This window comes from Streptomyces sp. NPDC021224 (assembly GCF_044332905.1).
Lineage (GTDB): Bacteria > Actinomycetota > Actinomycetes > Streptomycetales > Streptomycetaceae > Actinacidiphila.
The window spans coordinates 199,829-223,555 of record NZ_JBIRPW010000010.1 but is presented as its reverse complement, the minus strand read 5'-3'; the positions used below and the strand labels follow the sequence as shown (position 1 = coordinate 223,555).

At 73.5% G+C, this 23,727-nt stretch carries 18 protein-coding genes, 1 CRISPR repeat array and 1 riboswitch (1 of these 20 running past the window's edge); of the genes, 11 read left to right on the top strand and 7 right to left on the bottom strand.

Annotated features, from left to right (window positions below; all coding sequences use genetic code 11):
* A CRISPR array of direct repeats spans positions 1–2,627; the repeat unit is 20 nt; unit sequence CCCCCAGCGGGGGTCGCAAC; it reaches 1,264 nt to the left of the window's first position.
* 132 nt (positions 2,628–2,759) lie between these two features.
* From ACH4PY_RS25110 to gcvT, 4 genes are all read right to left on the bottom strand, one after another.
* Positions 2,760–4,127, bottom strand: coding sequence for an L-serine ammonia-lyase (locus ACH4PY_RS25110; RefSeq protein ID WP_398187003.1), 1,368 nt, complete (start codon positions 4,125–4,127; stop codon positions 2,760–2,762).
* 169 nt (positions 4,128–4,296) lie between these two features.
* Positions 4,297–5,562: a serine hydroxymethyltransferase gene (gene glyA, locus ACH4PY_RS25105; RefSeq protein WP_398187000.1), complete on the bottom strand. Its 1,266-nt coding sequence runs from the start codon at positions 5,560–5,562 to the stop codon at positions 4,297–4,299.
* A 36-nt stretch (positions 5,563–5,598) separates the two neighbouring features.
* Positions 5,599–5,979: a glycine cleavage system protein GcvH gene (gcvH, locus tag ACH4PY_RS25100; protein ID WP_398186997.1), complete on the bottom strand. Its 381-nt coding sequence runs from the start codon at positions 5,977–5,979 to the stop codon at positions 5,599–5,601.
* A 151-nt stretch (positions 5,980–6,130) separates the two neighbouring features.
* On the bottom strand, positions 6,131–7,270 hold the full coding sequence (gene gcvT, locus ACH4PY_RS25095; RefSeq protein ID WP_398186994.1) for a glycine cleavage system aminomethyltransferase GcvT: 1,140 nt from the start codon (positions 7,268–7,270) through the stop codon (positions 6,131–6,133).
* A 172-nt stretch (positions 7,271–7,442) separates the two neighbouring features.
* Positions 7,443–7,548, bottom strand: a riboswitch (glycine riboswitch).
* Between the two features lie 182 nt (positions 7,549–7,730).
* On the opposite strand from gcvT, the gene ACH4PY_RS25090 reads away from it, so the two are divergent.
* Together ACH4PY_RS25090 and ACH4PY_RS25085 are read left to right on the top strand one after the other, a co-directional pair.
* Positions 7,731–8,483: an enhanced serine sensitivity protein SseB gene (locus ACH4PY_RS25090; protein WP_398186991.1), complete on the top strand. Its 753-nt coding sequence runs from the start codon at positions 7,731–7,733 to the stop codon at positions 8,481–8,483.
* 155 nt (positions 8,484–8,638) lie between these two features.
* Positions 8,639–9,409 carry an enhanced serine sensitivity protein SseB C-terminal domain-containing protein gene (locus ACH4PY_RS25085; RefSeq protein WP_398186988.1) on the top strand — a complete coding sequence of 257 codons (771 nt, stop codon included), beginning with the start codon at positions 8,639–8,641 and terminating at the stop codon, positions 9,407–9,409.
* A 10-nt stretch (positions 9,410–9,419) separates the two neighbouring features.
* On the opposite strand, the gene ACH4PY_RS25080 is transcribed toward ACH4PY_RS25085, so the two are convergent.
* The 3 genes from ACH4PY_RS25080 to ACH4PY_RS25070 form a co-directional block, all read right to left on the bottom strand.
* Positions 9,420–10,928 (bottom strand): DUF885 family protein, encoded by a 1,509-nt coding sequence (locus tag ACH4PY_RS25080; protein ID WP_398186985.1) that lies wholly within the window; start codon positions 10,926–10,928, stop codon positions 9,420–9,422.
* Positions 10,929–11,002: 74 nt separating this feature from the next.
* Positions 11,003–12,169, bottom strand: a complete 1,167-nt coding sequence (locus tag ACH4PY_RS25075) for a cysteine desulfurase family protein (RefSeq protein ID WP_398186982.1) — start codon at positions 12,167–12,169, stop codon at positions 11,003–11,005.
* A gap of 103 nt (positions 12,170–12,272) precedes the next feature.
* Positions 12,273–13,136, bottom strand: coding sequence for a thioesterase family protein (locus ACH4PY_RS25070; RefSeq protein ID WP_398186978.1), 864 nt, complete (start codon positions 13,134–13,136; stop codon positions 12,273–12,275).
* 213 nt (positions 13,137–13,349) lie between these two features.
* On the opposite strand from ACH4PY_RS25070, the gene mnmA reads away from it, so the two are divergent.
* The 9 genes from mnmA to ACH4PY_RS25025 all read left to right on the top strand — a co-directional run bounded on the left by mnmA (position 13,350) and on the right by ACH4PY_RS25025 (position 23,705).
* Positions 13,350–14,528 (top strand): tRNA 2-thiouridine(34) synthase MnmA, encoded by a 1,179-nt coding sequence (gene mnmA / locus ACH4PY_RS25065; protein ID WP_398186976.1) that lies wholly within the window; start codon positions 13,350–13,352, stop codon positions 14,526–14,528.
* On the top strand, positions 14,525–15,055 hold the full coding sequence (locus ACH4PY_RS25060; protein WP_398186972.1) for a TIGR00730 family Rossman fold protein: 531 nt from the start codon (positions 14,525–14,527) through the stop codon (positions 15,053–15,055). The genes mnmA and ACH4PY_RS25060 overlap by 4 nt, the downstream gene beginning before the upstream one ends.
* Positions 15,052–15,744, top strand: coding sequence for an SDR family oxidoreductase (locus ACH4PY_RS25055; RefSeq protein ID WP_398186970.1), 693 nt, complete (start codon positions 15,052–15,054; stop codon positions 15,742–15,744). The genes ACH4PY_RS25060 and ACH4PY_RS25055 overlap by 4 nt, the downstream gene beginning before the upstream one ends.
* Before the next feature lie 79 nt (positions 15,745–15,823).
* Positions 15,824–16,777 carry a methionine synthase gene (locus ACH4PY_RS25050; protein ID WP_398187099.1) on the top strand — a complete coding sequence of 318 codons (954 nt, stop codon included), beginning with the start codon at positions 15,824–15,826 and terminating at the stop codon, positions 16,775–16,777.
* Positions 16,778–16,794: 17 nt separating this feature from the next.
* Positions 16,795–19,056, top strand: a complete 2,262-nt coding sequence (gene ligA, locus ACH4PY_RS25045; protein WP_398186967.1) for an NAD-dependent DNA ligase LigA — start codon at positions 16,795–16,797, stop codon at positions 19,054–19,056.
* A gap of 223 nt (positions 19,057–19,279) precedes the next feature.
* The gene (locus tag ACH4PY_RS25040; protein WP_398186964.1) at positions 19,280–21,508 is read left to right on the top strand and encodes a putative bifunctional diguanylate cyclase/phosphodiesterase; all 2,229 of its coding nucleotides are present in this window, start codon (positions 19,280–19,282) and stop codon (positions 21,506–21,508) included.
* 183 nt (positions 21,509–21,691) lie between these two features.
* Complete coding sequence (gene gatC / locus ACH4PY_RS25035) at positions 21,692–21,985, top strand: Asp-tRNA(Asn)/Glu-tRNA(Gln) amidotransferase subunit GatC (RefSeq protein WP_398186961.1); 294 nt, start codon at positions 21,692–21,694, stop codon at positions 21,983–21,985.
* Positions 21,986–21,990: 5 nt separating this feature from the next.
* Positions 21,991–23,484: an Asp-tRNA(Asn)/Glu-tRNA(Gln) amidotransferase subunit GatA gene (gene gatA / locus ACH4PY_RS25030; RefSeq protein ID WP_398186958.1), complete on the top strand. Its 1,494-nt coding sequence runs from the start codon at positions 21,991–21,993 to the stop codon at positions 23,482–23,484.
* Entirely contained in the window at positions 23,481–23,705 is a 225-nt protein-coding gene (locus tag ACH4PY_RS25025; RefSeq protein ID WP_398186955.1) for a hypothetical protein, read from the top strand. The genes gatA and ACH4PY_RS25025 overlap by 4 nt, the downstream gene beginning before the upstream one ends.
* Positions 23,706–23,727: the final 22 nt, after the last annotated feature.

The following is a 23,727-nucleotide window of genomic DNA, read 5'->3' as shown; positions in this document are numbered from 1 at the left end:
TGTCCGCATCGCCCCCAGCGGGGGTCGCAACAGCTGCGACCGCGTCCGCGAGAACCCGAGTCGTGGCGGGTCCGCATCGCCCCCAGCGGGGGTCGCAACGACTGGCTGTGCGGCGAGCACAGCCCCAAGCGCCGGCGTCCGCATCGCCCCCAGCGGGGGTCGCAACCTGAACAGGCCCATCAGGCAGCCCTCCTGCAGAATTGTCCGCATCGCCCCCAGCGGGGGTCGCAACATCAGCAGGACGTGGCCGGCGGCGATCAGGACGACGGTCCGCATCGCCCCCAGCGGGGGTCGCAACGTGAGGATCTGGTAGGCGATCCGGGTGTGCCGCCGGTGTCCGCATCGCCCCCAGCGGGGGTCGCAACCCCACACTGCGGCGCCGCCCAGCATCGCGAAGACGAGGTCCGCATCGCCCCCAGCGGGGGTCGCAACCGCAGCTCATGTGGCACAGCAAGAAGGCGTGGCGCACGTCCGCATCGCCCCCAGCGGGGGTCGCAACATGACGTGGCCGAACGGACCGGCCTGAACCGCAAGGTCCGCATCGCCCCCAGCGGGGGTCGCAACAATGGGATCGCGGCTTTGACGTCCTGGACGTGACGAGGTCCGCATCGCCCCCAGCGGGGGTCGCAACGTCAGGTTGTAGAAGGAACCGGATTCACCGCACCAGCGTCCGCATCGCCCCCAGCGGGGGTCGCAACCGCCCGTGGCGGATGCGGTAGGCGATGCGGGCGGCGGTCCGCATCGCCCCCAGCGGGGGTCGCAACAGGGAATTCCGGCCCGTTTCCCCCAGGCCTTTCCGCGGTCCGCATCGCCCCCAGCGGGGGTCGCAACATGACGTGCACCCCGGTGAGGGCGCCGATGGGCACGGGTCCGCATCGCCCCCAGCGGGGGTCGCAACATGACGTGCACCCCGGTGATGGCGACCATGGGGTGCAGTCCGCATCGCCCCCAGCGGGGGTCGCAACTCTCGCCGCGCACACCCCGTACACCACCCACCCCAGTCCGCATCGCCCCCAGCGGGGGTCGCAACGTGAAGAAGCGCGAGGGGCGCGGGGCGGCGACGCTGGGTCCGCATCGCCCCCAGCGGGGGTCGCAACGTGGACGGCGCGGGGGCGGCCGGGTCGATACGATCGGGTCCGCATCGCCCCCAGCGGGGGTCGCAACGCGGGGGGCGGGCATCGTCGTACACCTCCTCCTGAAAGTCCGCATCGCCCCCAGCGGGGGTCGCAACTTGATCGGATCCGCCACCGGCGTGCCCCGCACATCCGTCCGCATCGCCCCCAGCGGGGGTCGCAACAGTAGGGCCTGCACCTGGGACAGGTCGGACTTCGCGGTCCGCATCGCCCCCAGCGGGGGTCGCAACGCGAGGTTGCGCTCCGCATCGCCCACCCGGCGGAGCGCGTCCGCATCGCCCCCAGCGGGGGTCGCAACACCTTCACCCCGCGCTTGCGAGTCGGACGGCCCAGCTTGTCCGCATCGCCCCCAGCGGGGGTCGCAACACCGTGTCAAGGAGGTGATCCTCGCGGCCGCCCGCGAGTCCGCATCGCCCCCAGCGGGGGTCGCAACTCCTCGACTTCGCGGAGCCACGCGGTGACGGCAGTCGTCCGCATCGCCCCCAGCGGGGGTCGCAACAACACGAACGGCGGCGCCTGGGTGAGCAGCGGGCCCGCGTCCGCATCGCCCCCAGCGGGGGTCGCAACGGCGGAGGGTTACAGGTCAATCCGGACCGTCCGGACGTCCGCATCGCCCCCAGCGGGGGTCGCAACGTGGCGGGGACCAGCGGGGCGGCGGCCGCCGTGGTGTCCGCATCGCCCCCAGCGGGGGTCGCAACCTGTGCCTGACGTGGCGCGGGGTGAGGGCGGCATGAGGTCCGCATCGCCCCCAGCGGGGGTCGCAACGTGTCCAGCAAGGCCAGCAGCGCCGACGTCCTCGAAGCGTCCGCATCGCCCCCAGCGGGGGTCGCAACTTGATGTCCGTCCAGCCCTGCACACGGGACACCAGGTCCGCATCGCCCCCAGCGGGGGTCGCAACCTGTAGCGGGCCATGGCCCAGAAGGAGAACAGGTTGTCCGCATCGCCCCCAGCAGGGGTCGCAACCGCTTCAGCACCGTCCAGAAGGTGACCGCGCGCAGGCGTCCCCAACACCCCCAGCGGGGGTTGCAACATGCGGCGTGCCCGGCGGGTGGTGTGGACCCTGGTCGTCCACACAGCCCCTGCGGGGGTCGCAACACCAGGAGCTGCCCGACGTACCCCGCCACCCGGCACGTCCGTATTGCCCCCAGCGGGGGTCGCAACCCGACCACCGAGGCGGCCCACTCACGGAACGCCGCGGGTCTGCATCGCCCCCAGCGGGGGTCGCAACTTCACGACCGGGTTGATGCCGGCGATCCCGACGCTGGTCCACGTCGCCCCCAGCGGGGGTCACAACACCACGGACGGCGGGGCAACCGGCGGGAGCGGGTAGGTCCGCATAGCCTCCCAACGGGGGTCGCAACACCTCCGTCACCCGTACCTCCATACCGAGGCCCCTGCCGTCCGCATCGCCCCCCAGCGGGGGTCGCAACGTGTCCCGAGGACCATCTGGTCGATCGCGTCCGGGTCCGCATCGCCCCCAGCGGGGGTAGCAACCACTCGGAGCCAGGGACTTTACAGGGACTTTCAGCTCTGTCGGAGGGACTTCCGAGGGACTTTCCGTTGTACAAGCACGGAAGGCTCCGACAGAGCTGAAAGGAGAGAAACACCAGCTCAGGCGCTACGCGGTCAGCACTCGATGACGTTGACGGCCAGCCCGCCGCGGGCGGTCTCCTTGTATTTGACCTTCATGTCCGCGCCGGTCTGCTTCATCGTGCGGATGACCTTGTCGAGAGACACATGGTGGCGGCCGTCGCCGCGCATCGCCATCTTCGCCGCCGTCACCGCCTTGACCGCCGCCATGCCGTTGCGCTCGATGCAGGGGATCTGGACGAGGCCGCCGATCGGGTCGCAGGTCAGGCCGAGGTTGTGTTCCATGCCGATCTCCGCGGCGTTCTCGACCTGTTCGGGGGTGCCGCCGAGGATCTCGGCGAGGCCGCCGGCGGCCATCGAGCAGGCCGAGCCGACCTCGCCCTGGCAGCCGACCTCGGCGCCGGAGATCGAGGCGTTCTCCTTGAAGAGCATGCCGATGGCGCCCGCCGCGAGGAGGAAGCGGACGATGCCGTCGTCGTCGGCGCCGGGGACGAAGCGCTGGTAGTAGTGCAGGACGGCCGGGATGATGCCGGCGGCGCCGTTGGTGGGGGCGGTGACGACACGGCCGCCCGCGGCGTTCTCCTCGTTGACCGCCATCGCGTAGAGGGTCAGCCACTCGGTGGCGTGCGCGGCCGGGTCGCCCTCCGCGCGCAGCTGGCGGGCCGAGACGGCGGCCCGGCGGCGGACCTTCAGGCCGCCGGGGAGGATGCCCTCGCGGGACAGGCCGCGCTCGACGCAGCTCTGCATGACCTGCCAGATCTCCAGCAGGCCGGTGCGGATCTCGGCCTCGGTGCGCCAGGCCTTCTCGTTCTCCAGCATCAGCGCGGAGATCGACAGGCCCGTCTCGCGGGAGCGGCGCAGCAGCTCGTCGCCGGTGCGGAAGGGGTGGCGCAGCACCGTGTCGTCGAGCTTGATGCGGTCCGCGCCCACCGCGTCCTCGTCCACCACGAAGCCGCCGCCGACGCTGTAGTAGGTCTTGGCCAGCAGCACCTCGCCGTCGTGCCCGCGGGCGCTGAGCGTCATGCCGTTGGCGTGGTAGGGCAGCGAGCGGCGGCGGTGCAGCACCAGGTCGGCCGCCGGGTCGAAGGGCACCTCGTGCGCGCCGAGCAGTGCGAGGCGCCGCGTGGTGTGCACCGCTGCCACCTCGTCGTCGGCCGTCTCGACGTCGACCGAGCGCGGGGAGTGACCGGCCAGGCCCAGCAGCACCGCCTTGGGGGTGCCGTGGCCGTGCCCGGTCGCGCCGAGCGAACCGAACAGCTCCGCGCGGACTCCGGCGGTGGCGGTGAGCAGATCCTCGTTCTTCAGCCGCTGCGCGAACATCCGGGCAGCGCGCATCGGCCCCACGGTGTGCGAACTGGAGGGGCCTATGCCGATGGAGAAGAGGTCGAATACGGAGATGGCCATGGGTCGTGTGCTCCCTGGTTTCCGCGGACGCCGTTGTCCGCGGGGTGCTGCCGGGTGGTACGGGCCCCGCGGGTCGCGCGGGGTGCTGCTCGGGCGGCCAGGCCGCCGTTGTCCTGCTCGTGGTGCGGTCCGCGGCCGCGGGGCGGGTGTGCCCCGCGGCCGCGGGCGGTCAGGCGCCGAGCCCCGGGTAGAGCGGGAAGCGCTCGGCGAGCGCGCTCACCCTGCCCCGCAGGCTGTCGGCGTCGAAGACCGGCTGGAGGGCGGCCGCGATGATGTCGGCCACCTCCCGGAAGGCGTCGGCGTCGAAGCCGCGGGTGGCCAGCGCCGGGGTGCCGATGCGCAGCCCCGAGGTGACCATGGGCGGGCGCGGGTCGTTCGGGATCGCGTTGCGGTTGACCGTGATGCCGACGTCGTGCAGCCGGTCCTCGGCCTGCTGCCCGTCGAGGGCGGAGTCACGCAGGTCGACCAGCACCAGGTGGACGTCCGTGCCGCCGGACAGCACCTTCACGCCGACCGCCGCCAGGTCCTCCCGGCCCAGCCGCTCGGCGAGGACGGCCGCCCCCTCCAGCGTACGGGCCTGGCGGCCGCGGAACTCCTCGGTCGCCGCGGCCTTGAAGGCGACCGCCTTGGCGGCGATCACATGCTCCAGCGGACCGCCCTGCTGACCGGGGAAGACCGCGGAGTTGATCTTCTTGGCCAGGTCGGCGGTGGACAGGATGACGCCGCCGCGTGGCCCGCCGAGCGTCTTGTGCGTCGTGGTCGTCACGACGTGCGCGTGCGGGACGGGCGAGGGGTGCAGCCCCGCCGCGACCAGCCCGGCGAAATGCGCCATGTCGACCATGAGGTAGGCGCCGACCCCGTCCGCGATCCGGCGGAAGGCCGCGAAGTCCAGCTGCCGCGGATACGCCGACCAGCCGGCGATGATCAGCTGCGGCCGGTGCTCCTTGGCCAGCCGCTCCACCTCGTCCATGTCGACCCGGCCGGTCTCGGCGTCGACGTGGTAGGCGGCGACCTTGTAGAGCTTGCCGGAGAAGTTGATCTTCATGCCGTGGGTCAGGTGCCCGCCGTGCGCGAGATCCAGACCGAGGATCGTGTCGCCCGGCTTGAGCAGGGCGAACATCGCCGCGGCGTTCGCCTGCGCGCCCGAGTGCGGCTGGACGTTCGCGGCCTCGGCGCCGAAGAGCGCCTTGATCCGGTCGATGGCCAGCTGCTCGATGACGTCGACGTGCTCACAGCCGCCGTAGTAGCGGCGTCCGGGGTAGCCCTCGGCGTACTTGTTGGTCAGCACCGAGCCCTGGGCCTCCAGGACCGCGACCGGCGCGAAATTCTCCGACGCGATCATTTCCAGGGTGGACTGCTGGCGGCGCAGCTCGGCATCGACCTCGGCGGCGACCTCGGGGTCGAAGTCGTGCAGTGACTGGTTCAGGAGCGACATGGGATCTTCCCTCGGGTACGGGGTGGGGGCGACGGCTCAGGCCGCGGTGAAGTCGTCGTACTCGGCAGCGGTGAGCAGCTCCGCGTCCTCGTCGGCGACCCGCACCTTGAACAGCCAGCCGCCCTCGAAGGGCGCGGAGTTGACCAGCGAGGGATCGTCGGCCACGTCCTGGTTGACCTCGGTGACCTCGCCGGACACCGGGGCGTACAGCTCGCTCACGGACTTGGTGGACTCCAGCTCACCGCAGGTCTCGCCCGCGGTGACCGTCGCGCCCGCCTCGGGCAGCTGGACGAAGACGACGTCACCGAGCGCGTCGGCGGCGTGCGAGGTGATGCCCACGGTGGACACTCCCGCCTCGGCGGGGGAGACCCACTCGTGCTCCTTGCTGTAACGCAGGTGCTCAGGATTGATGCTCATGACGGAAATTCTCCCGGATGCGAAGGGTTGCTGGTGGAGGCGGCGCGGCAGCCTGTGGATAACTTCGTCACCCCGGGCGCCCGCGCCGTGCGGATCGGCGTGGATCGTGGTCGTCGTGGTCGACCTGGTCCGGACGGCGGCGACGGCCGGCTCAGCGCTCGCGGCGGTAGAAGGGAAGGGCCACGACCCGGTACGGCTCCCGGCTGCCCCGGATGTCGACGGCGACGTCCGGCGTCCCCGGCGCGGCGGCCGACTCGTCGACGTACGCCATCGCGATGGGCACCCCGAGGGTCGGCGACGGCGCCCCCGAGGTGACCTCGCCGACGACCGCACCGTCCGGGCCCGTGACGGCGAAGCCCGCGCGCGGCACCCGGCGGCCCTCGGCGACGAGCCCGACGAGCGTGCGCGGCGGCTGCTCGGCGGCTCGGGCCGCGGCCGCGAGCAGCGCCTCGCGGCCGACGAAGTCGCCCGGCTTGTCGAACTTCACGACCCGCCCGAGCCCGGCGTCGAAGGGCGTCACGTTCGCCGTCAGCTCGTGCCCGTAGAGCGGCATCCCGGCCTCCAGGCGCAGGGTGTCGCGGCAGGACAGGCCGCAGGGCACGAGCCCGGCGTCGGCCCCGGCGGTCAGCAGCGCCTCCCACAGCCGCTCGGCGTCCGCGGGCGCGACGAACAGCTCGAAGCCGTCCTCGCCGGTGTAGCCGGTGCGGGCGATGAGCGCGGGCACGCCCGCAACCGTGCCCGGCAGCCCCGCGTAGTAGCGCAGGGCCGGCAGATCCGCGTCGGTCAGCGACCCGAGGATGCCGGGCGCCTCCGGCCCCTGCACGGCGAGCAGTGCGTACGCGTCCCGGTCGTCGGTCACGGTGGCGTCGAAGTCCGCGGCCCGCAGCGCGAGGGTGTCCAGCACCGTCTGCGCGTTGGAGGCGTTGGCCACCACCAGATAGCGCTCCTCGCCGAGCCGGTAGACGATCAGGTCGTCCAGGATGCCGCCGTCCGGGGCGCACACCATGGTGTAGCGGGCCCGGCCCACCGCGAGCGCGGACAGGTGGCCCACCAGCGCGTGGTCCAGCGCCTGCCCGGCCTGCGGGCCGCTCACGGTGATCTCGCCCATGTGGGAGAGGTCGAAGAGCCCGGCCCGGGTGCGGACGGCCTGGTGCTCCTCGCGCTCGCTGCCGTAGCGCAGCGGCATGTCCCAGCCGGCGAAGTCGGTCATGGTGGCGCCCAGCGCGCGGTGGACCGCGTCGAGCGCGGTGCGGCGCGGTGCGGCGGGGGAAGGACTCGGTGCTGCGCTCATCGAAGGTGCTCCCAAAAGCGGCGGACGGGTCGTGGACTGCCGGCCGGGACTGACCCCGGCCTCCCCATCTGTCATCGGAACCTGAGAGGTTCACCGTGACCCCGCGGGCCGCGGCTTGCACCTTGGGTGGGGCGGGACCGGTGAACGCGGCCCGCCCGCTTTTCAGATCTGCCTCGTCCGCGCGGTATCTGTGCCTGAGAGATTCAAGGGAGGACTTGCTCCTTCGGCGCCCGGCCCCCGCCGTCTCCGGTGGGGCGGGACTCTCCCGCGCGGCCTCCAAACGGCCGGTATGCGAATTGTGGGTGCTGCTCGTGCCGTCGGCGCAGGTCATGCCCTTCCCGCCGCCGGTACGCGCCGCCATCATCGCATGCCCGGACGGGCGCGGCGGCCAGCCGATAGGGTTTCCCGGCAGGCAACGGGTGGCCGCCGACGGCGGCACACAGCGCGGACGAGGATGGACATGGACAATCCGGCACCGTACATATGGCCGGCGAACGAGCTGGAGGAGGTGCTCGCGGCCAGCCTCGGCAACCCCGCCGCGACGCCCCGGCTGCTGGAGGTGCTCGGCCGCTCCCACGTGTGGGTGCCGCTGCCCAACGGCGGCTCGTCCGCGTCCACCGACCTCGACCTGCCCACCGTGGAGCTGGGCGGCGCACCCTATGTGCCGGTTTTCAGCTCGGAGCAGCAGTACCGGCTCGCCGCCGAGGGCATGTCCTGCGCGGTCGCCCCCGTCCGCGACTTCGCCCGCGGCCTGCCCCCGATGGTCGGCATCGCGGTCAACCCCGGCGGTGCCGTGGGCGTGCCGCTGCCGCCTGCCGCGGTCGCCGAGCTGTGCCGCGGCACCCGGCCGCCGGGCGCGTACGGCGAGCAGGTCCCCGGTGGCGCCAGGGTGCGGCTGTGGGAGCCCGCTCCGGACGAGGAGCCCGTCGACTTCCTGGCCATCGCCGCCGCCGAGTACGCCGTCACCCCCGTGGTGCTGAGCGCCCGCCGCGCCATGGCGGCCGTCGAGGAGGAACCGCCCGCGCTCTTCGTCGGCGTCGAGCTGGACGGCTGGCAGGAGGGTGACCGCGCCGCCGCCATGGACGCCCTCGGCCGGGCGCTGGGCGCCGCACCGCTGCCCTGGCCGGTCCATCTGATCCTGCTCGACGTCGCCCAGGACCCGGTGGCCGACTGGATGCTGGAGACCGTCCGGCCCTTCTACGCCAGGGACTGACCCGGCGGATGCCCGGTGCGGGCGTATACGAGCCGTATACGAGCCATTTAGCCCGTGCCGCTTGAGTCGGTCAGCGTTCCGATGGCCAGAGCCGACCTGGTTTGATGGCGTAATGACGGCGTAAGACGAATCTGACGGGAAAGGGGCGGTCCGACGTGATCGCGGGCGCGCACGGCGGCGCGGCGGCCGGCCATGTGGAGCAGATGCTGCTCCAGGTGGCGCCGGGCCGCTTCGACGCATACGAGAACCTGCTCGCGTCACTGGCCGAGGGTCAGGTATGGATGCTGCTCTGGCAGGGCGCGCCCGGCACCCACGACGCCCAGTACGCCGCGATGGAGGTCGCGGGGCACCGCTACGCCCCCGCCTGCACGTCCCCGCGCGAGCTGGGCGCCAGCGGCTGGAACCGCGAGCACGAGATCGCCGCGGGCCGGGACATCGCGCTCACCCTCTTCCCCGACCACTGCGGCCTGTGGCTCAACCCGCACGCCCCCGGCGGAGGCGTCGGCATCCCCTGGCCGGACCTGCGCCGTGTCGCCGCGGGCCTGGACCTGCTGCCCGCGGGCCCGCTGCGGATCGGCGAGCCCGCCGTGCAGATGCCGCAGTTCTACGCGCTGCTGGCCACGGCGGCGCAGCGTACGCCCGCGGTACGCGCGCTGCGGCAGGCGTGGGTACAGCCCGCGCTGGGGGAGGCGTACCTCGCCGTCGGCGTCGAGGTCTACGACTCCTCGCCGCAGGCGGTGGAGGCCGTACGGCTGATGATGCAGCAGGCCGTGCCCGGCGTCCCGGAGGGGCTGCCGGTCTCCACGGTCGCCATGTCCGACCCGCACGACCCGGTGGCGATGTGGTTGCGTGCCAACGCCCAGCCGATCTTCGACCGCGACGCCTTCAGCAGCCCGCCCGCCTGGGGCCCGCCGCCGCGCTACTGAGCCCGCCCGCCTACGCCGGCGCCCCGGCGTCCAGCAGGCCCAGCGGGGGCGCCCCGAGCGCCAGCAGGTCGGCGTGGAAGCCCGGCACCGAGAAGCCCGGCGAGCGCTCCGCCCGCTCACGGGCCCGCATGATCTCCAGCTTCCCCCACGTGTACCGCCCGTACCCGGCGTCGAAGGTCCCGCGGCGTGCCTCGGCGGCGGCTCCCGCCGGTGCCAGGTGCGCGTCCCGGACGAACAGGTGCGTGGCGTCGGCGACGTCCATCGCCCCGGTGTGCAGCCCGATCGCGCAGGTCAGCCGGGTCACCCGGACCAGCGCCTCCAGGGCCACGCCGATCGCGAAGCGCGGGTCGCGGGCCCGGAAGCCCTCGTCGAGGCAGACCTCCTCGACGTAATGTGCCCAGCCCTCGCAGAAGGCGAGGCTGTGCAGCACCCGGCGGACCGGTCCGGCCGCCCGGCGCAGGGCACGGCCGTGCGCGAAGTGGCCGGGCGCCACCTCGTGGACGGTGATCGAGGGCAGGCTGGTGCGGCTGAAGACCGTCAGCCACTCCTCGCGGTCCTGTGCGGGCCAGTCCGGCTCCGGCGGCGTCACGTGGTACCAGGACGGCGTCTCGGGCTCCCCGGGACCCGCCCAGGTCATCATGGCCATCGCCCAGCGCCGCGACGGCGGCGCGGGCCCCACCAGGCACTCGCCGTCCAGGTAGGGGGCGAGCTGCCGCTCGCGGGTGAAGGCGATGACCTCCTCGGTGAGCCGGGCGGCGGCCGGGATGACGCCGTCTGCGCCCGGGTGGTCGGCGAGCAGCTCGGGGATCAGGTCGTCGACCGACCGGCGCGGGTCGAGGGCGCGGCAGGAGTCGGCGAGCAGCTGTCCGAGCCGTACCCGCTCCCGGTCGGCCGTCTCGGCGAGCGCCGTCAGATCGACGTGCATGCCCTCCTGGGAGCCCATCAGCGCGGCCAGCCCGGGGCCGCCGAGCCGCGGGTCGGGGTCGCCGTGCTCGGCGGCGTGCTCCAGGTGGGCGATCAGCCGGGCGTGCGCGTCCAGGGCGTCGGCCTCCACGCCCTCGTCCGGGTCGAGGCCGAAGGCGAGTCCGTGGGCGGAGCCGAGCAGGGCGGACGCGACGGGCGCGCTCACCCGGTCGAGCGAGGCCAGCGCGGCGTCCACCGCGTCGGGCCACTGCGCGAGGTGCCTGCGGCGCGCCGCGGCGCGCTCCTTGCGGGGGGCGTACTCCCGGTCGTAGCAGGCGAGTTCGAGGTTGGACAGATGGGGGTAGGGGTCGCGCCGGTGCATCTCCAGCTCGCCGTACTGCACCCGCACCGACTCCTCGAAGACGCTCAGGTGCGCCTCGTCGTGCGGGTCGGGAAGGCGTGGCGTATTGCGCCGGGCGGTGTCGACCGCGGCCAGGGCGCGGCGTATTCCGTCGGGGGAGAGGTCCTGCACGCGGCCGTCGTACTCGTGCAGCCCGGCCATCTCCCGGACGGTGGGCATCATCAGGTCGCAGACGGCGCGGAGCCGATCATCCATGCTCCGACCGTAGCGTTGCCCGCGCCGCCCGTCTGCCCGCGGGGCGGGCGAGTCGGGTCGCCCCGGAGGGCGGCTCAGGTCTGGCCGGCGGTCCTGGCGCGCTCCACGGCCGGGCCGATCGCCCGGACCAGCTCGGCGACCTCCCCGGCGGTCGTGGTGTGGCCGAGCGAGAAGCGCAGCGTCGCGCGGGCGTCCGGGGCGGGGCTGCCCATCGCGAGCAGCACATGGCTGGGCTGGGCCACGCCCGCGGTGCAGGCCGAGCCGGTGGAGCAGGCGATGCCCTGGGCGTCCAGCAGCAGCAGGAGCGCGTCGCCCTCGCAGCCGGGGAAGGTGAAGTGCGCGATCGAGGCGAGGCGGCCGCCGGCGTCCGGGTCGCCGTTGAGCACCGCGTCGGGCACCGCGGCCCGCACCCCGCGCACCAGCTCGTCGCGCAGCGCGCCGACCGCCGCGGTGAATTCCGTACGGTGCCGCGCCGCCAGGGTGCCCGCCGCGGCGAAGGCGGCGATGGCCGGTACGTCGAGGGTGCCCGAGCGGCTGCGCTCCTGATCGCCGCCGTGCAGCAGCGGCACGGGGGTGTCGTCGCGGCGCAGCAGCAGCGCGCCGACCCCGTACGGGCCGCCCACCTTGTGCCCGGTGACGGTCATCGCGTCCAGACCCGAGGCCGCGAAGTCCACGTCGGCCTGGCCGAAGGCCTGCACCGCGTCGGAGTGCATCGGCACCCCGAACTCGGCGCAGACAGCCGCGAGATCGGCGACCGGCAGGATGGTGCCGACCTCGTTGTTCGCCCACATCACGGTGACCAGGGCGGTCTCGTCCGGGTGCGCGGCCAGCGCGGTACGCAGCGCGTCGGGGTGCACCCTGCCGTAGGAGTCGACCGGCAGCCACTCCACGACGGCGCCCTCGTGGTCGGCCAGCCAGTGCACCGCGTCCAGCACGGCGTGGTGCTCCACCGGGCTCGCCAGCACCCTGACCCGGCGCGGATCGGCCGCCCGGCGCGCCCAGAACAGGCCCTTGACGGCCAGGTTGTCCGACTCGGTGCCGCCGCCGGTGAAGACGACCTCGCTCGGCCGGGCGCCGAGCGCCTCGGCCAGGGCCTCGCGGGACTCCTCGACCGTCCGCCGGGCCCTGCGGCCCGCGGCGTGGAGTGCCGAGGCGTTCCCGGTCACCGTGAGGTGCGCGGTCAGCGCCTCGACCGCCTCCTGCAGCATGGGCGTCGTGGCGGCGTGATCGAAGTAGGCCATGGTCCGTCGATTCTACGGTCCGCGGGCCGTCCGGTTCCCGGCGCTCTCCGCACGCCCTTTCGGCACCGCCCGGCGGGGCGCGCCGACGGGGGACGTGCCCCGGTCAGGTGCGCGGGGCGCGCGCCAGCTGGCGGGACTGCGCCACCAGCCGGTCCTGGGAGTCCCACACCTCGGCGTCCTCCTCCAGGAGGCCGCCCGCGAGGTTGCGGGTGGAGATCGCCACGCGCACCGGCCCGGGCGCCGGGACGGCCCGCACATGCACGGTCAGCTCGACCGTCGGCACCCACCCGGCCAGGCCGAGTTCGAAGGCGGTCGGCGGCAGGGCGTCGACGGCCAGCAGCAGCGACAGCGCGTCGTGGTCGCGCCCGTCGGCCAGGCCCAGCCAGCCGCGCATCTCGCCCGAGCCGGAGGGCGCGCCGACCGCCCAGCCGGCGGTCGCCGGGTCCAGGCGCAGGTCGAGGCGGCCGAGGATGGCGGTGGAGCCGCTGACCGGCCCGGCGCCGGACGGCGCGTCCTCCGAGCCGACGCAGTCGGCGTAGGACGGCATCAGCGGCGGCTTGGCGGCGGTGCGGACGTCGTCGGGGAGCGCGGTGAGGTCGCCGTATCCGGCGATCACCCGGATCCGCTCGACCTCGCGTCCCTGCGCGTCGCGCTGGTAGAGCGACGCCTGACCGGTGGACATGCTCCGCCCGGCCCGTACGGTCTGCGTCCTGACGACGGCGGGGCCGGGCTCGGAGGCCGTCAGGTAGTGCGCGGTGACGGTCAGCGGGTCGGGGTGCGGAAGCGCGTCGCGCAGCGCGCGGGCCACGACGGCGAGCAGGTAGCCGCCGTTGACGGCCCTGATGATGGTCCAGCCCGCGGAGAGCGCGGCGTCGTACGTGCCCGGCTCGTCCGGCCGCGCGATCACGGCGGTGTCGCGGTCGAACTCGCTGTCCCCGATGGCCGCGCGGGCCGTTGCATCTGCCATGGAGTGATGTTACCCATCGGTAGTCGCCGGTTGTCCAGTCCTCCGGAGGGTGGGCGGCGCCACCGCCCCGCCGGACGGTCCGCGCCGGCCCGCGTTGCCGCCGTGCCGTGCAACACCCGGACCCGCGGGCCTCTTCCGCCGCCGCGGCCGGGCCCTGCGCGGCCCTGTGGACAACCCACGGGCCCGCGCGGAGCCGACGGTTACCCTGGACAGGTGAACGACTTCTCCCAGCCCGCCGAGCCCCGCCGGCTGCGCGTGCTCGCCGCGATGAGCGGCGGTGTCGACTCCGCGGTGGCCGCCGCCCGTGCCGCCGAGGCCGGGCACGACGTGACCGGTGTCCATCTGGCCCTGTCGGCGAATCCACAGAGCTTCCGTACCGGCGCCCGCGGCTGCTGCACGGTGGAGGACTCGCGGGACGCGCGGCGCGCGGCCGACGTCATCGGCATCCCCTTCTACGTGTGGGATCTCGCCGAGCGCTTCCGCGAGGACGTGGTGGCGGACTTCGTCAGCGAGTACGCGGCCGGCCGCACCCCCAACCCGTGCCTGCGGTGCAACGAGAAGATCAAGTTCGCCGCGCTGCTGGACAAGGCGCTCGCGCTGGGCTTCGACGCGGTCTGCACCGGCCACTACGCCACGGTCGTCACCCGCCCGGACGGCACCCGCGAGCTGCACCGCGCGAGCGACGCGGCCAAGGACCAGTCCTACGTGCTCGGCGTGCTCGACGAGCGGCAGCTCGCCCACGCGATGTTCCCGCTCGGCGACACCCTGACCACCAAGGACGAGATCCGCGCCGAGGCCGAGCGGCGCGGCCTGGCCGTCGCGCGCAAGCCCGACAGCCACGACATCTGCTTCATCGCCGACGGCGACACCCAGGGCTTCCTCGCCAAGCGGCTCGGCAGCGCCGAGGGCGCGATCGTCGACCAGGACGGCGAGCGGGTGGGCACCCACCAGGGCGCCTACGGCTTCACCATCGGCCAGCGCAAGGGCCTGCGGCTCGGCGTCCCCGCCGACGACGGCAAGCCGCGCTACGTGCTGGACATCTCACCGGTCGACAACACCGTGACGGTCGGGCCCGCCGAGGCGCTCGACGTCACGTCGCTCACCGCGATCCGCCCCCGCTGGTGCGGCACCCCGCCAGCCGGCCCCGCGGCGTACACGGCGCAGCTGCGCGCCCACGGGGAGGACGTCGCGGTGACCGCGGAGTCCCGGGAAGGCGAGCTGCACGTCCGCTTCGCCGCCCCGGTCCGCGGGGTCGCCCCCGGCCAGGCGGTCGTCCTCTACGACGGCACCCGCGTCGTCGGCTCGGCCACCATCGCCACGACCGACCGTGCCACCACCGACCGTGCCACGGCCGCGACCCGTCACGAGGAGAAGCCCGCGGTGAACGTATGAACATCGGAGTGTTCCTGTCGGCCGCCGACCTCGGCGAGCAGTACACCGAACCGGCCCGCGAGTTCGGCAAGCTGATGGGCGCCGGCGGCCACACGCTGGTGTGGGGCGGCTCCGAGTCGGGCCTGATGAAGGTCCTCGCCGACAGCGTCCAGGAGGCCGGCGGGCGGCTCGTGGGCGTCTCGGTGGAATTCCTCCAGCACAAGGCGCGCAAGAACGCCGACGAGATGGTCGTCACCGCCGACCTCGCGGCGCGCAAGGCGGAGCTGCTGCGCCGCAGCGACGCCCTGGTCGTGATGGTCGGCGGCACGGGCACGCTCGACGAGGCCACCGAGATCCTGGAGCTCAAGAAGCACGGGCTGCACTCCAAACCGGTGGTCCTGCTGGGCAGCGCCGGTTTCTACGACGGCCTGGAGCTCCAGCTGCGCAGGATGGACGCGGAGGGCTTCCTGCCCATGCCGCTGTCCCAGCTCGTCCACTTCGCCTCCGACGGCGCGGACGCGCTGGCCTACCTGGAGGAGCAGCTGTGAGCGGCGTGCATCTCGTCACCGGGGCCGGATCCGGGATCGGCAGCGCGGTCGCGCGGCGGCTGCTGGAGCGTGGGGACGAGGTCTGGCTGCTGGCCAGGGACGCCGCACGGGCCCGGCAGCTCGCGGAGATCCACCAGGGCGCACGCACACTCGTCGGGGATCTCGCCGAGCCGGCCCGGCTGTCCTGGGCGATCGGCCACCAGTCGCCGCCCGACCGGCTGGACTCGCTGCTGCACATCGCCGGCACGGTCGAGCTGGGCCCGGTCGGCGACCTCACGCCGAAGATCTGGCAGGAGACACTCGCGGTCAACCTCATGGGCCCCGCCGAGCTGACCCGGCTGCTGCTGCCCCAGCTGCGGCTGTCCCGCGGCAGCGTGGTGTTCGTCAACTCCACCTCCGGCCTGAGCGTGAGCGGCGAGTGGAGCGCGTACGGGGCGAGCAAGTTCGGACTGCGCGCGCTCGCCGACGCGCTGCGCGCCGAGGAGCACGCCGCGGGCGTCCGCGTGACGTCGGTCTACCCGAGCCGCACCGCGACGCCCATGCAGCAGAAGGTCCACCAGCAGGAGGGCAAGCCCTACGACCCGTCCCGCTGGATCGACCCGGAGTCGGTGGCCACCACCGTCCTGACCGCTCTGGACCTGCCGCGGGACGCCGAGCTGACCGACCTCACCGTCCGCCCCGGCCGGTGAGGCGCGGCCCGCGGGCTACCCTTCGGGCGTGATCAGCGACCTGCACCTCCCCCCGGCCACCGCCACCGGCGTCGGCTCGATGCCCGGCACCGACGCCCGTGAGGCGGCCCGTGTCGCCACCGAGGCCCCGCAGGGCCTCCCGTTCCTGCCCGAGCTGCCCGCGCGCGGACCCGGCGCGGACATGATCGGCCGCAGCGTGGGCCTGCTCGCGGAGCTGTACGCCCGGCTGGAGCCCAGCGGCTGGCGCTTCGGCGACCACCCGGGCCGGGACACCCGGCGGGCCCGCTCCTGGCTGGGGGAGGACCTGGACGCCCTGGAGGAGTTCACGCAAGGGTACGAGGGCCCGCTCAAGCTCCAGGCGGTCGGCCCGTGGACGCTCGCGGCGTCCGTGCAGACCCGGCACGGCGAGGCCGCGCTGGGCGACCCGGGCGCCCGCCGTGACCTGGCCGGATCGCTCGCGGAGGGCCTGGCCGCGCATCTCGCGGACGTCCGCCGCCGGGTGCCGGGCGCGCAGCCGGTGCTGCAGCTGGACGAGCCGTCGCTGACCGCCGTGCTGGCCGGACGGATCCGCACCGCCAGCGGCTACCGCACCTACCGGGTGGTGGACCGCGCGGTCGTCGAGCAGACGCTGCGCGAGCTGATCGCGGCGGCCGGGGTGCCGGTGGTCGTCCACTCCTGCGCCCCCGACGTCCCCTTCGGACTGCTGCGCGCCGCGGGCGCCGCCGGTGTGTCCTTCGACTTCGCCCTGCTCACCGAACGTGACTGGGACGCGGTGGGCGAGGCGGCCGAGGCGGGCACCGCACTGCTGGCCGGTGTCGTGCCGGGCACCGACACCCCATTGTCGGACCCTGCCGGTAGCGTGAGTGGTGTTCGGGCATTGTGGCGCAGGTTGGGGCTGGCACCGGGGGCGTTGGGGTCCTCCGTCGCCGTGACCCCGTCCTGCGGTCTGGCGGGGGCCTCACCGGCCTACGCCAGAGCCGCTCTCGTGCACTGCGCGAAGGCGGCCCGCTCGCTCGTCGACAACCCTGAGTAGTGAGGAAGGACGGGGTCGTGGAGGACACGGAGATTCCGGCGGAGGCCCGCGAGGAGCACGCGCGTCTCGCCGAGCAGGTCGAAGAGCACCGCTTCCGCTACTACGTCAAGGACGCGCCGGTCGTCAGCGACGCCGAGTTCGACCGGCTGCTGCGCCGCCTGGAGGCGGTCGAGGACGCGCACCCCGCGCTGCGCACCCCGGATTCGCCGACGCAGAAGGTCGCCGGTGCGTACGAGACGGAGTTCACCTCCGTCGAGCACCGGGAGCGGCTGCTGTCGCTGGACAACGCCTTCACCGACGAGGAGCTGACGACCTGGGCCGACCGCGTCGCCGCCGAGCTGGGCCCGCCCGACAACGCCCACAGCCCCTACCACTTCCTGTGCGAGCTCAAGGTCGACGGCCTCGCGGTCAACCTGACGTACGAGAACGGCCGGCTGACCCGCGGCGCGACCCGCGGCGACGGCCGCACGGGCGAGGACATCACGCCCAACGTCCGGACGATCGCCGGCATCCCGGAGCGGCTCTCCGGCGACCGCGTCCCGGAGCTGGTCGAGGTCCGTGGCGAGGTGTACTTCCCCGGCGAGAAGTTCGAGGAGCTCAACGCCCGGCTGGTCGGGGCCGGTGACAAGCCGTTCGCCAATCCGCGCAACGCCGCCGCCGGTTCGCTGCGCCAGAAGGACCCGCGGATCACCGCCTCCCGCCCGCTGCAGATGGTCGTGCACGGCATCGGCGCCCGCGAGGGCTTCACCATCGACTGCCAGTCGCACGCCTACGAGCTGCTGCGCGAATGGGGCCTGCCCACCGCACGGCACAACAAGGTCGTCGGCACCCTCGACGAGGTGCGCGCCTTCGTCGCCTACTACGGCGACCACCGGCTCGACGTGGAGCACGAGATCGACGGCGTCGTCGTCAAGGTCGACGAGATCCCGCTGCAGGGCCGGCTCGGCTCGACCTCCCGCGCGCCGCGCTGGGCCATCGCCTGGAAGTACCCGCCGCAGGAGGTCAACACCAAGCTGGTCGAGATCCGGGTCGGCGTCGGACGCACGGGCCGGGTCACGCCCTTCGCGGTCGTCGAACCGGTCACGGTGGCCGGCTCCGAGGTCGAGTTCGCGACGCTGCACAACCAGGACGTGGTCAAGAAGAAGGGCGTCCTGATCGGCGACACCGTGGTGCTGCGCAAGGCCGGTGACGTCATCCCCGAGATCCTCGGCCCGGTGGTGGATCTGCGGGACGGGACGGAGCGGGAGTTCGTGATGCCCGCCGAGTGCCCGGACTGCGGCACCCCCCTGCAGCCGATGAAGGAGGGCGACATCGACCTGCGCTGCCCCAACGCCCGCTACTGCCCCGCCCAGTTGCGCGAGCGCGTCTACTATCTGGCCGGCCGCCGCAGCCTGGACATCGAGGCGCTCGGCTACGTCGCCGCGACCGCGCTGACCCAGCCGCTGGAGGCCGCGCCGCCGCTCAGGGACGAGGGCGACCTGTTCTCGCTGGACATCGAGAGCCTGCTGCCCATCCGCTCCTACGTCCTGGACATGGACAGCGGCCTGCCCAAGCGCGACCCGGAGACGGGCGAGCCCAAGATCGTCACCTTCTTCGCCAACCAGAAGGGCGAGCCGAAGAAGAACGCGCTGGCGATGCTGGACAACATCAAGGCGGCCCGCGAGCGCCCGCTCGCCCGGGTCATCACCGGACTGTCCATCCGCCATGTGGGTCCGGTCGCCGCCGCCGCGCTGGCCCGCGAGTTCCGTGACCTCGACCGGATCATGACGGCGGCCGAGGAGGAGCTGGCCGCGGTCGACGGCGTGGGGCCCACCATCGCCGCGTCGGTCAAGCAGTGGTTCGCCGAGGACTGGCACCAGGAGATCATCCGCAAGTGGCGGGAGGCCGGCGTCACCTTCACCGAGGAGGGCTCGGACGAAGGGCCGAGGCCACTCGAAGGAGTGACCGTCGTCGTGACCGGAACGCTCTTGGCATATACCCGGGATGGCGCAAAAGAGGCCCTGGGCAGCCGAGGTGCGAAAGTCACCGGCTCGGTGTCCAAGAAAACGGACTTCGTGGTCGCCGGTGACAATCCCGGATCCAAGTTCGACAAAGCCGTGCAGCTCAAAGTGCCGGTTCTGGACGAGGCGGGCTTCACCGCGCTGCTCACGGACGGTCCGGAGGCCGCCCGCGCAATGGCGGTGAATCCCGTGGAGCCCGCGCAGGACGCCGCCGACGGGGCGGCGGACGGCTCCGCGGAAGACTCCGGTACCGCCGATTCGGCCGCCGAATCCGGCTGAATGGCCCGGAGATGTCACTCGATCGGCCTATATCAGAATACGTCGATGTGCCTGGTCGCATTCGGGCAACCCCGTTCGATCGGTGCCCGGGACGGCGCCGGGCGGCCTAGTGTTGAGACGCGTCCCCACCGCGGCGATACGTTCCGTCAGCTCCGACGGAACTCCCCGGCGCGCAGGGGGCGGTGCGACCTGCTTGCTTCACCGGGCTGGAAGAGGGACGGGCATGCATCCGACGGAGAGTGCCGCAGCGGCGCCGCTGCCCCCGCGCGCGCCCGCCGCCGCGCTGCCCTCCCTCGCCCCGTCCCTCTCCCGCTCGCTGGTACGGACCGCGGCACCGCCCGCCGCGGCGATCTGCCTGGCCGTCGGCATCTGCCGGGTGCTCAAGCACGGCCACGCGCTCTTCCCGGCCGGCACCGGAGGCTGGGGCTTCGCGATCCTGACCGGCATCATCGTCGGCCATCTGGTGGCCATCGGCCGCGACCGCTGGTGGGGCGGCACCGGATCCGGTGCCGCCCTCACGCTCGCCATGCTGCTGGTGCACGGCTGGGTGTCGGCCCTGCTGGTCAGCCTCGCCGTGGTCACCCTGGTCGGCGCCGCCCGCCGGCACCGATGGCGGCAGGCCGCGCTCTACGGCTCCATCGACATCCTCGGCATCGGCGCCGGTGCCGCCGTGCTCAGCCTGTGCGGCGCGCACCCCTCGGTCGAGCACCCCTGGGCCCCCGACGTCTGGTCGATGACCGCCGTCCCGATCGTCACGATCGCCGCGCTCGCGTACCTGGCCGCCACCCGCGCCCTGCTGTGGTGCGCCTTCGCACCGCGCGGTGACGGCCTGCCGACCGTCGCCCGCTCCGCCCTCATGCGGCAGGGCATGCTCGGCTGCGCGCTGCTCGGCATCTCGCCGCTCATCCTGGTCGTCGCGTGCGACAAGCCCGCGCTGCTGCCGCTCTTCTCCGTACCGCTCATCGCGCTGGACTCCACCTTGTGGATCGCCCACGCCCGCGCCGAGGAGCAGTTGCGCGACCCGCTCACCGGACTGCCCAACCGCCAGTGGCTGCTGGAGCGCGCCTGGAGCGCGCTGGACGAGGCGCAGGAGGACTGCGAGCGCGCCGAGCCCGGCTTCCTGGCCGCGTCCGGCGGTACGGGCACGCACCCGCCGGCCGGCTGCGGCCGCGTCGGGCTGATCCTCATCGACCTCGACAAGTTCCGCTCCGTCAACGACACGCTCGGCCACCGCGCCGGCGACCGGCTGCTGCTCCAGGTCGCCGACCGGCTGCGTACCGCGCTGCCGCGCGGCGCCGAGGCGGCCAGGCTCGGCGGCGACGAGTTCGCCGTCCTGCTGCCGGGCTGCGACTCCACCACCCGCGCCCAGCGCGTCGCCCGCACCCTCGTCGCCGCCCTCGCCTCGCCGCTCAGCCTGGACGGGCTGTCCCTCGTGCTGGAGGCCAGCGCGGGCGTCGCCGTCTTCCCCGACCACGCGCTGGACGCCGAAGGGCTGCTGCGCCGCGCCGACGTGGCGATGTACCAGGCCAAACGCGACCGCAGCGGCGTCGAGGTCTACGAGGCCACGCGCGACGGCAACACCCCCGACCGGCTCGGCCTGCTCGGCGATCTGCGCCGGGCGCTGGACGCGGGCGACGTCGAGCTCCACTACCAGCCCAAGGTGCGCTTCGACGGCCGGGTCGCGGGCCTGGAGGCCCTGGTCCGCTGGGAGCACCCGGAGCGCGGCCGGGTCAGCCCGGACGAGTTCATCACCATGGCCGAGACGTCCGGCCTGATGCCGCTGCTCACCGAATACGTCCTGGACACCGCGCTCGCCCAGGTCGCCCGCTGGCGCGAGCTGGGCCTCGACGTGCCCGTCGCCGTCAACGTCTCGCCCCGCGACGTCCACAGCCCCGGCTTCGCCGGTACGGTCGCCGCCCGGCTCGCCCGGCACCAGGTCCCGGCCCACTCCCTCCAGCTGGAGATCACCGAGCACGTCCTGCTGGAGGACCCGCAGCGCGCCGCCGACACCCTGCTCGGCCTCACCGGCCACGGCGTCAAGATGTCGCTCGACGACTTCGGCACGGGCTACTCCTCGCTCGTCCACCTGCGCCGGCTGCCCGTCAGCGAACTGAAGATCGACCGCTCCTTCGTCGCCCGGCTCGTCGTCGACGCCGAGGACGCGGAGATCGTGCGCTGCACGGTCGACCTGGCCCACTCGCTGGGCCTCATGGTCGTCGCGGAGGGCGTCGAGGACGACGAGACGTGGGAGCGGCTGCGGGACCTGCGGTGCGATGCGGTGCAGGGGTGGTTGGTCGCCGCGGCGATGCCGCCCGAGGAAGCCACGAAGTGGCTGCTCGCCCGGGGTGAGCGCGGCGCCCTCCCCGCCGCCTTCGCCGCACGCCGCGCCCTCCCGCCCGCGCCGGGCACGCATTCGACGGTCCCGGCCGTCGCGCCGGTCGAGCGCTTGTAGCCTGCGGCCGGCCCGCCGGGTTCCCCGCGCCCCTGAAAACGCCCGCCCGGCGCGGCCTGCGCGGCCCCTCGGGGGTGAAGGCCCGAGCCCCCCGCGCCCCCCGCAGAGGAACGGCTTCGCGGGGGCGGGGCGGAGCCCCATAGGATTGGGGCTCACACCGTTGTCTCACCCGCAGAGGATCGAATGAGCATCACGCGCGAGGAGGTAGCCCACCTCGGCCGGCTGGCACGGCTGGAGCTGTCCGCCGATGAGCTGGACCACTTCGCCGGACAGCTTGACGACATCATCGGCGCGGTCGCCCGCGTCTCCGAGGTGGCCGGCGAGGACGTCCCGCCGACCTCGCACCCGCTGCCGCTGACGAACGTGATGCGCCCGGACACCGTCCGGCCGTCGCTCACCGCGCAGCAGGCGCTGTCGGGCGCCCCGGCGCAGGAGCAGCAGCGCTTCAAGGTGCCGCAGATCCTGGGGGAGGACTGACCACGATGACGGACATCATCAGGCTGACCGCCGCGCAGACGGCGGAGAAGATCGCGTCCGGCGAGCTGACCGCGGTCGAGGTCGCCGAGGCGCACCTGGCCCGGATCGAGGCCGTGGACGAGAAGGTGCACGCCTTCCTGCACATCGACCGGGAGGGCGCCCTCGCGCAGGCCCGCGCGGTCGACGCCAAGCGTGCCGCGGGTGAGCCGCTGGGGCCGCTGGCCGGGGTGCCGCTGGCGATGAAGGACATCTTCACCACCGAGGGCGTGCCCACCACGGTCGGCTCGAAGATCCTCGAAGGCTGGATCCCGCCGTACGACTCGACGGTCACCAAGAAGCTCAAGGCCGCCGACGTGGTGATCCTGGGCAAGACCAACATGGACGAGTTCGCGATGGGCTCCTCCACCGAGAACAGCGCCTACGGCCCGACCGGCAACCCGTGGGACCTGACGCGTATCCCGGGCGGTTCCGGCGGCGGCAGTGCCGCGGCGCTCGCGGCGTACGAGGCCCCGCTCGCGCTCGGTACGGACACCGGCGGCTCCATCCGGCAGCCCGCGTCGGTGACGGGCACGGTCGGTGTGAAGCCCACCTACGGCGGGGTGTCCCGCTACGGCATGGTGGCCTTCTCGTCATCGCTGGACCAGGGCGGCCCGTGCGCGCGTACGGTGCTGGACGCCGCGCTGCTGCACGAGGTGATCGGCGGCCACGACCCGCTGGACTCGACGTCGATCGACGCGCCGGTGCCGCCGGTCGTCGAGGCGGCCCGCAGCGGCGACGTGCGCGGGATGCGTGTCGGCGTCATCAAGGAGCTGGGCGGCGAGGGCTTCCAGCCCGGTGTGGTCCAGCGCTTCCAGGAGTCCGTCGAGACGCTGCGCGAGCTGGGCGCGGAGGTCGTGGAGATCTCCTGCCCGTCCTTCGTGTACGGCCTGGCCGCGTACTACCTGATCGCGCCGTCGGAGTGCTCCAGCAACCTGGCCCGCTTCGACGCGATGCGCTACGGCCTGCGGGTCGGGGACGACGGCACGAAGTCCGCCGAGGAGGTCACCGCGCTGACCCGCGAGGCCGGTTTCGGGGCCGAGGTCAAGCGCCGCATCATCCTCGGCACCTATGCGCTCAGCTCGGGCTACTACGACGCCTACTACGGCTCGGCGCAGAAGGTCCGCACGCTGATCACCCGCGATTTCGCGAAGGCCTTCGAGCAGGTCGACGTGCTGGTGTCGCCGACCACGCCGACCACCGCCTTCCCGCTGGGCGAGCGGGTCGACGACCCGCTCGCGATGTACCTGGTCGACCTGTGCACCATCCCGGTCAACCTCGCGGGCAACGCGGCGATGTCGCTGCCCTGCGGGCTCGCGCCGGAGGACGGTCTACCGGTGGGCCTGCAGATCATCGCTCCCGCACTCCAGGACGACCGGCTCTACCGGGTCGGCGCCGCCGTCGAGGCCGCCTTCGTGACGAAGTGGGGCCACCCGCTCCTTGAGGAGGCACCGCAGCTATGAGCACCAAGGGCAAGAAGAAGGGCAAGGCCGGTACGTACCTGGCCATCGGCAGCACGCTTTTCGCCGCCTTCAGCAACGTCAAGAAGGTCCGCACCGCACGCGGCGAGCACGACAACCTCCAGCTCATCGACGGTCTGATCCGGGTGGCCGCGGTGGCCACCGGCGTGGCCCTGCTCGTCCGCGAGCTGCGCCGGCCGGACGACGACGTGCTGACGGACTGACAGGCCAGGAGGAAGAAACCAC

Bases quoted from the DNA above. Each gene is read 5' to 3' on its own strand.
- ACH4PY_RS25075 (WP_398186982.1), bottom strand. From the start codon at position 12,169: ATGGCCTACTTCGATCACGCCGCCACGACGCCCATGCTGCAGGAGGCG.
- gcvT (WP_398186994.1), bottom strand. From the start codon at position 7,270: ATGAGCGCAGCACCGAGTCCTTCCCCCGCCGCACCGCGCCGCACCGCG.
- ACH4PY_RS25025 (WP_398186955.1), top strand. From the start codon at position 23,481: ATGAGCACCAAGGGCAAGAAGAAGGGCAAGGCCGGTACGTACCTGGCC.
- ACH4PY_RS25110 (WP_398187003.1), bottom strand. From the start codon at position 4,127: ATGGCCATCTCCGTATTCGACCTCTTCTCCATCGGCATAGGCCCCTCC.
- ACH4PY_RS25070 (WP_398186978.1), bottom strand. From the start codon at position 13,136: ATGGCAGATGCAACGGCCCGCGCGGCCATCGGGGACAGCGAGTTCGAC.
- gcvH (WP_398186997.1), bottom strand. From the start codon at position 5,979: ATGAGCATCAATCCTGAGCACCTGCGTTACAGCAAGGAGCACGAGTGG.
- ACH4PY_RS25040 (WP_398186964.1), top strand. From the start codon at position 19,280: ATGCATCCGACGGAGAGTGCCGCAGCGGCGCCGCTGCCCCCGCGCGCG.
- glyA (WP_398187000.1), bottom strand. From the start codon at position 5,562: ATGTCGCTCCTGAACCAGTCACTGCACGACTTCGACCCCGAGGTCGCC.
- ACH4PY_RS25090 (WP_398186991.1), top strand. From the start codon at position 7,731: ATGGACAATCCGGCACCGTACATATGGCCGGCGAACGAGCTGGAGGAG.
- gatC (WP_398186961.1), top strand. From the start codon at position 21,692: ATGAGCATCACGCGCGAGGAGGTAGCCCACCTCGGCCGGCTGGCACGG.
- gatA (WP_398186958.1), top strand. From the start codon at position 21,991: ATGACGGACATCATCAGGCTGACCGCCGCGCAGACGGCGGAGAAGATC.
- ACH4PY_RS25080 (WP_398186985.1), bottom strand. From the start codon at position 10,928: ATGGATGATCGGCTCCGCGCCGTCTGCGACCTGATGATGCCCACCGTC.
- ACH4PY_RS25060 (WP_398186972.1), top strand. From the start codon at position 14,525: ATGAACATCGGAGTGTTCCTGTCGGCCGCCGACCTCGGCGAGCAGTAC.
- ACH4PY_RS25050 (WP_398187099.1), top strand. From the start codon at position 15,824: ATGCCCGGCACCGACGCCCGTGAGGCGGCCCGTGTCGCCACCGAGGCC.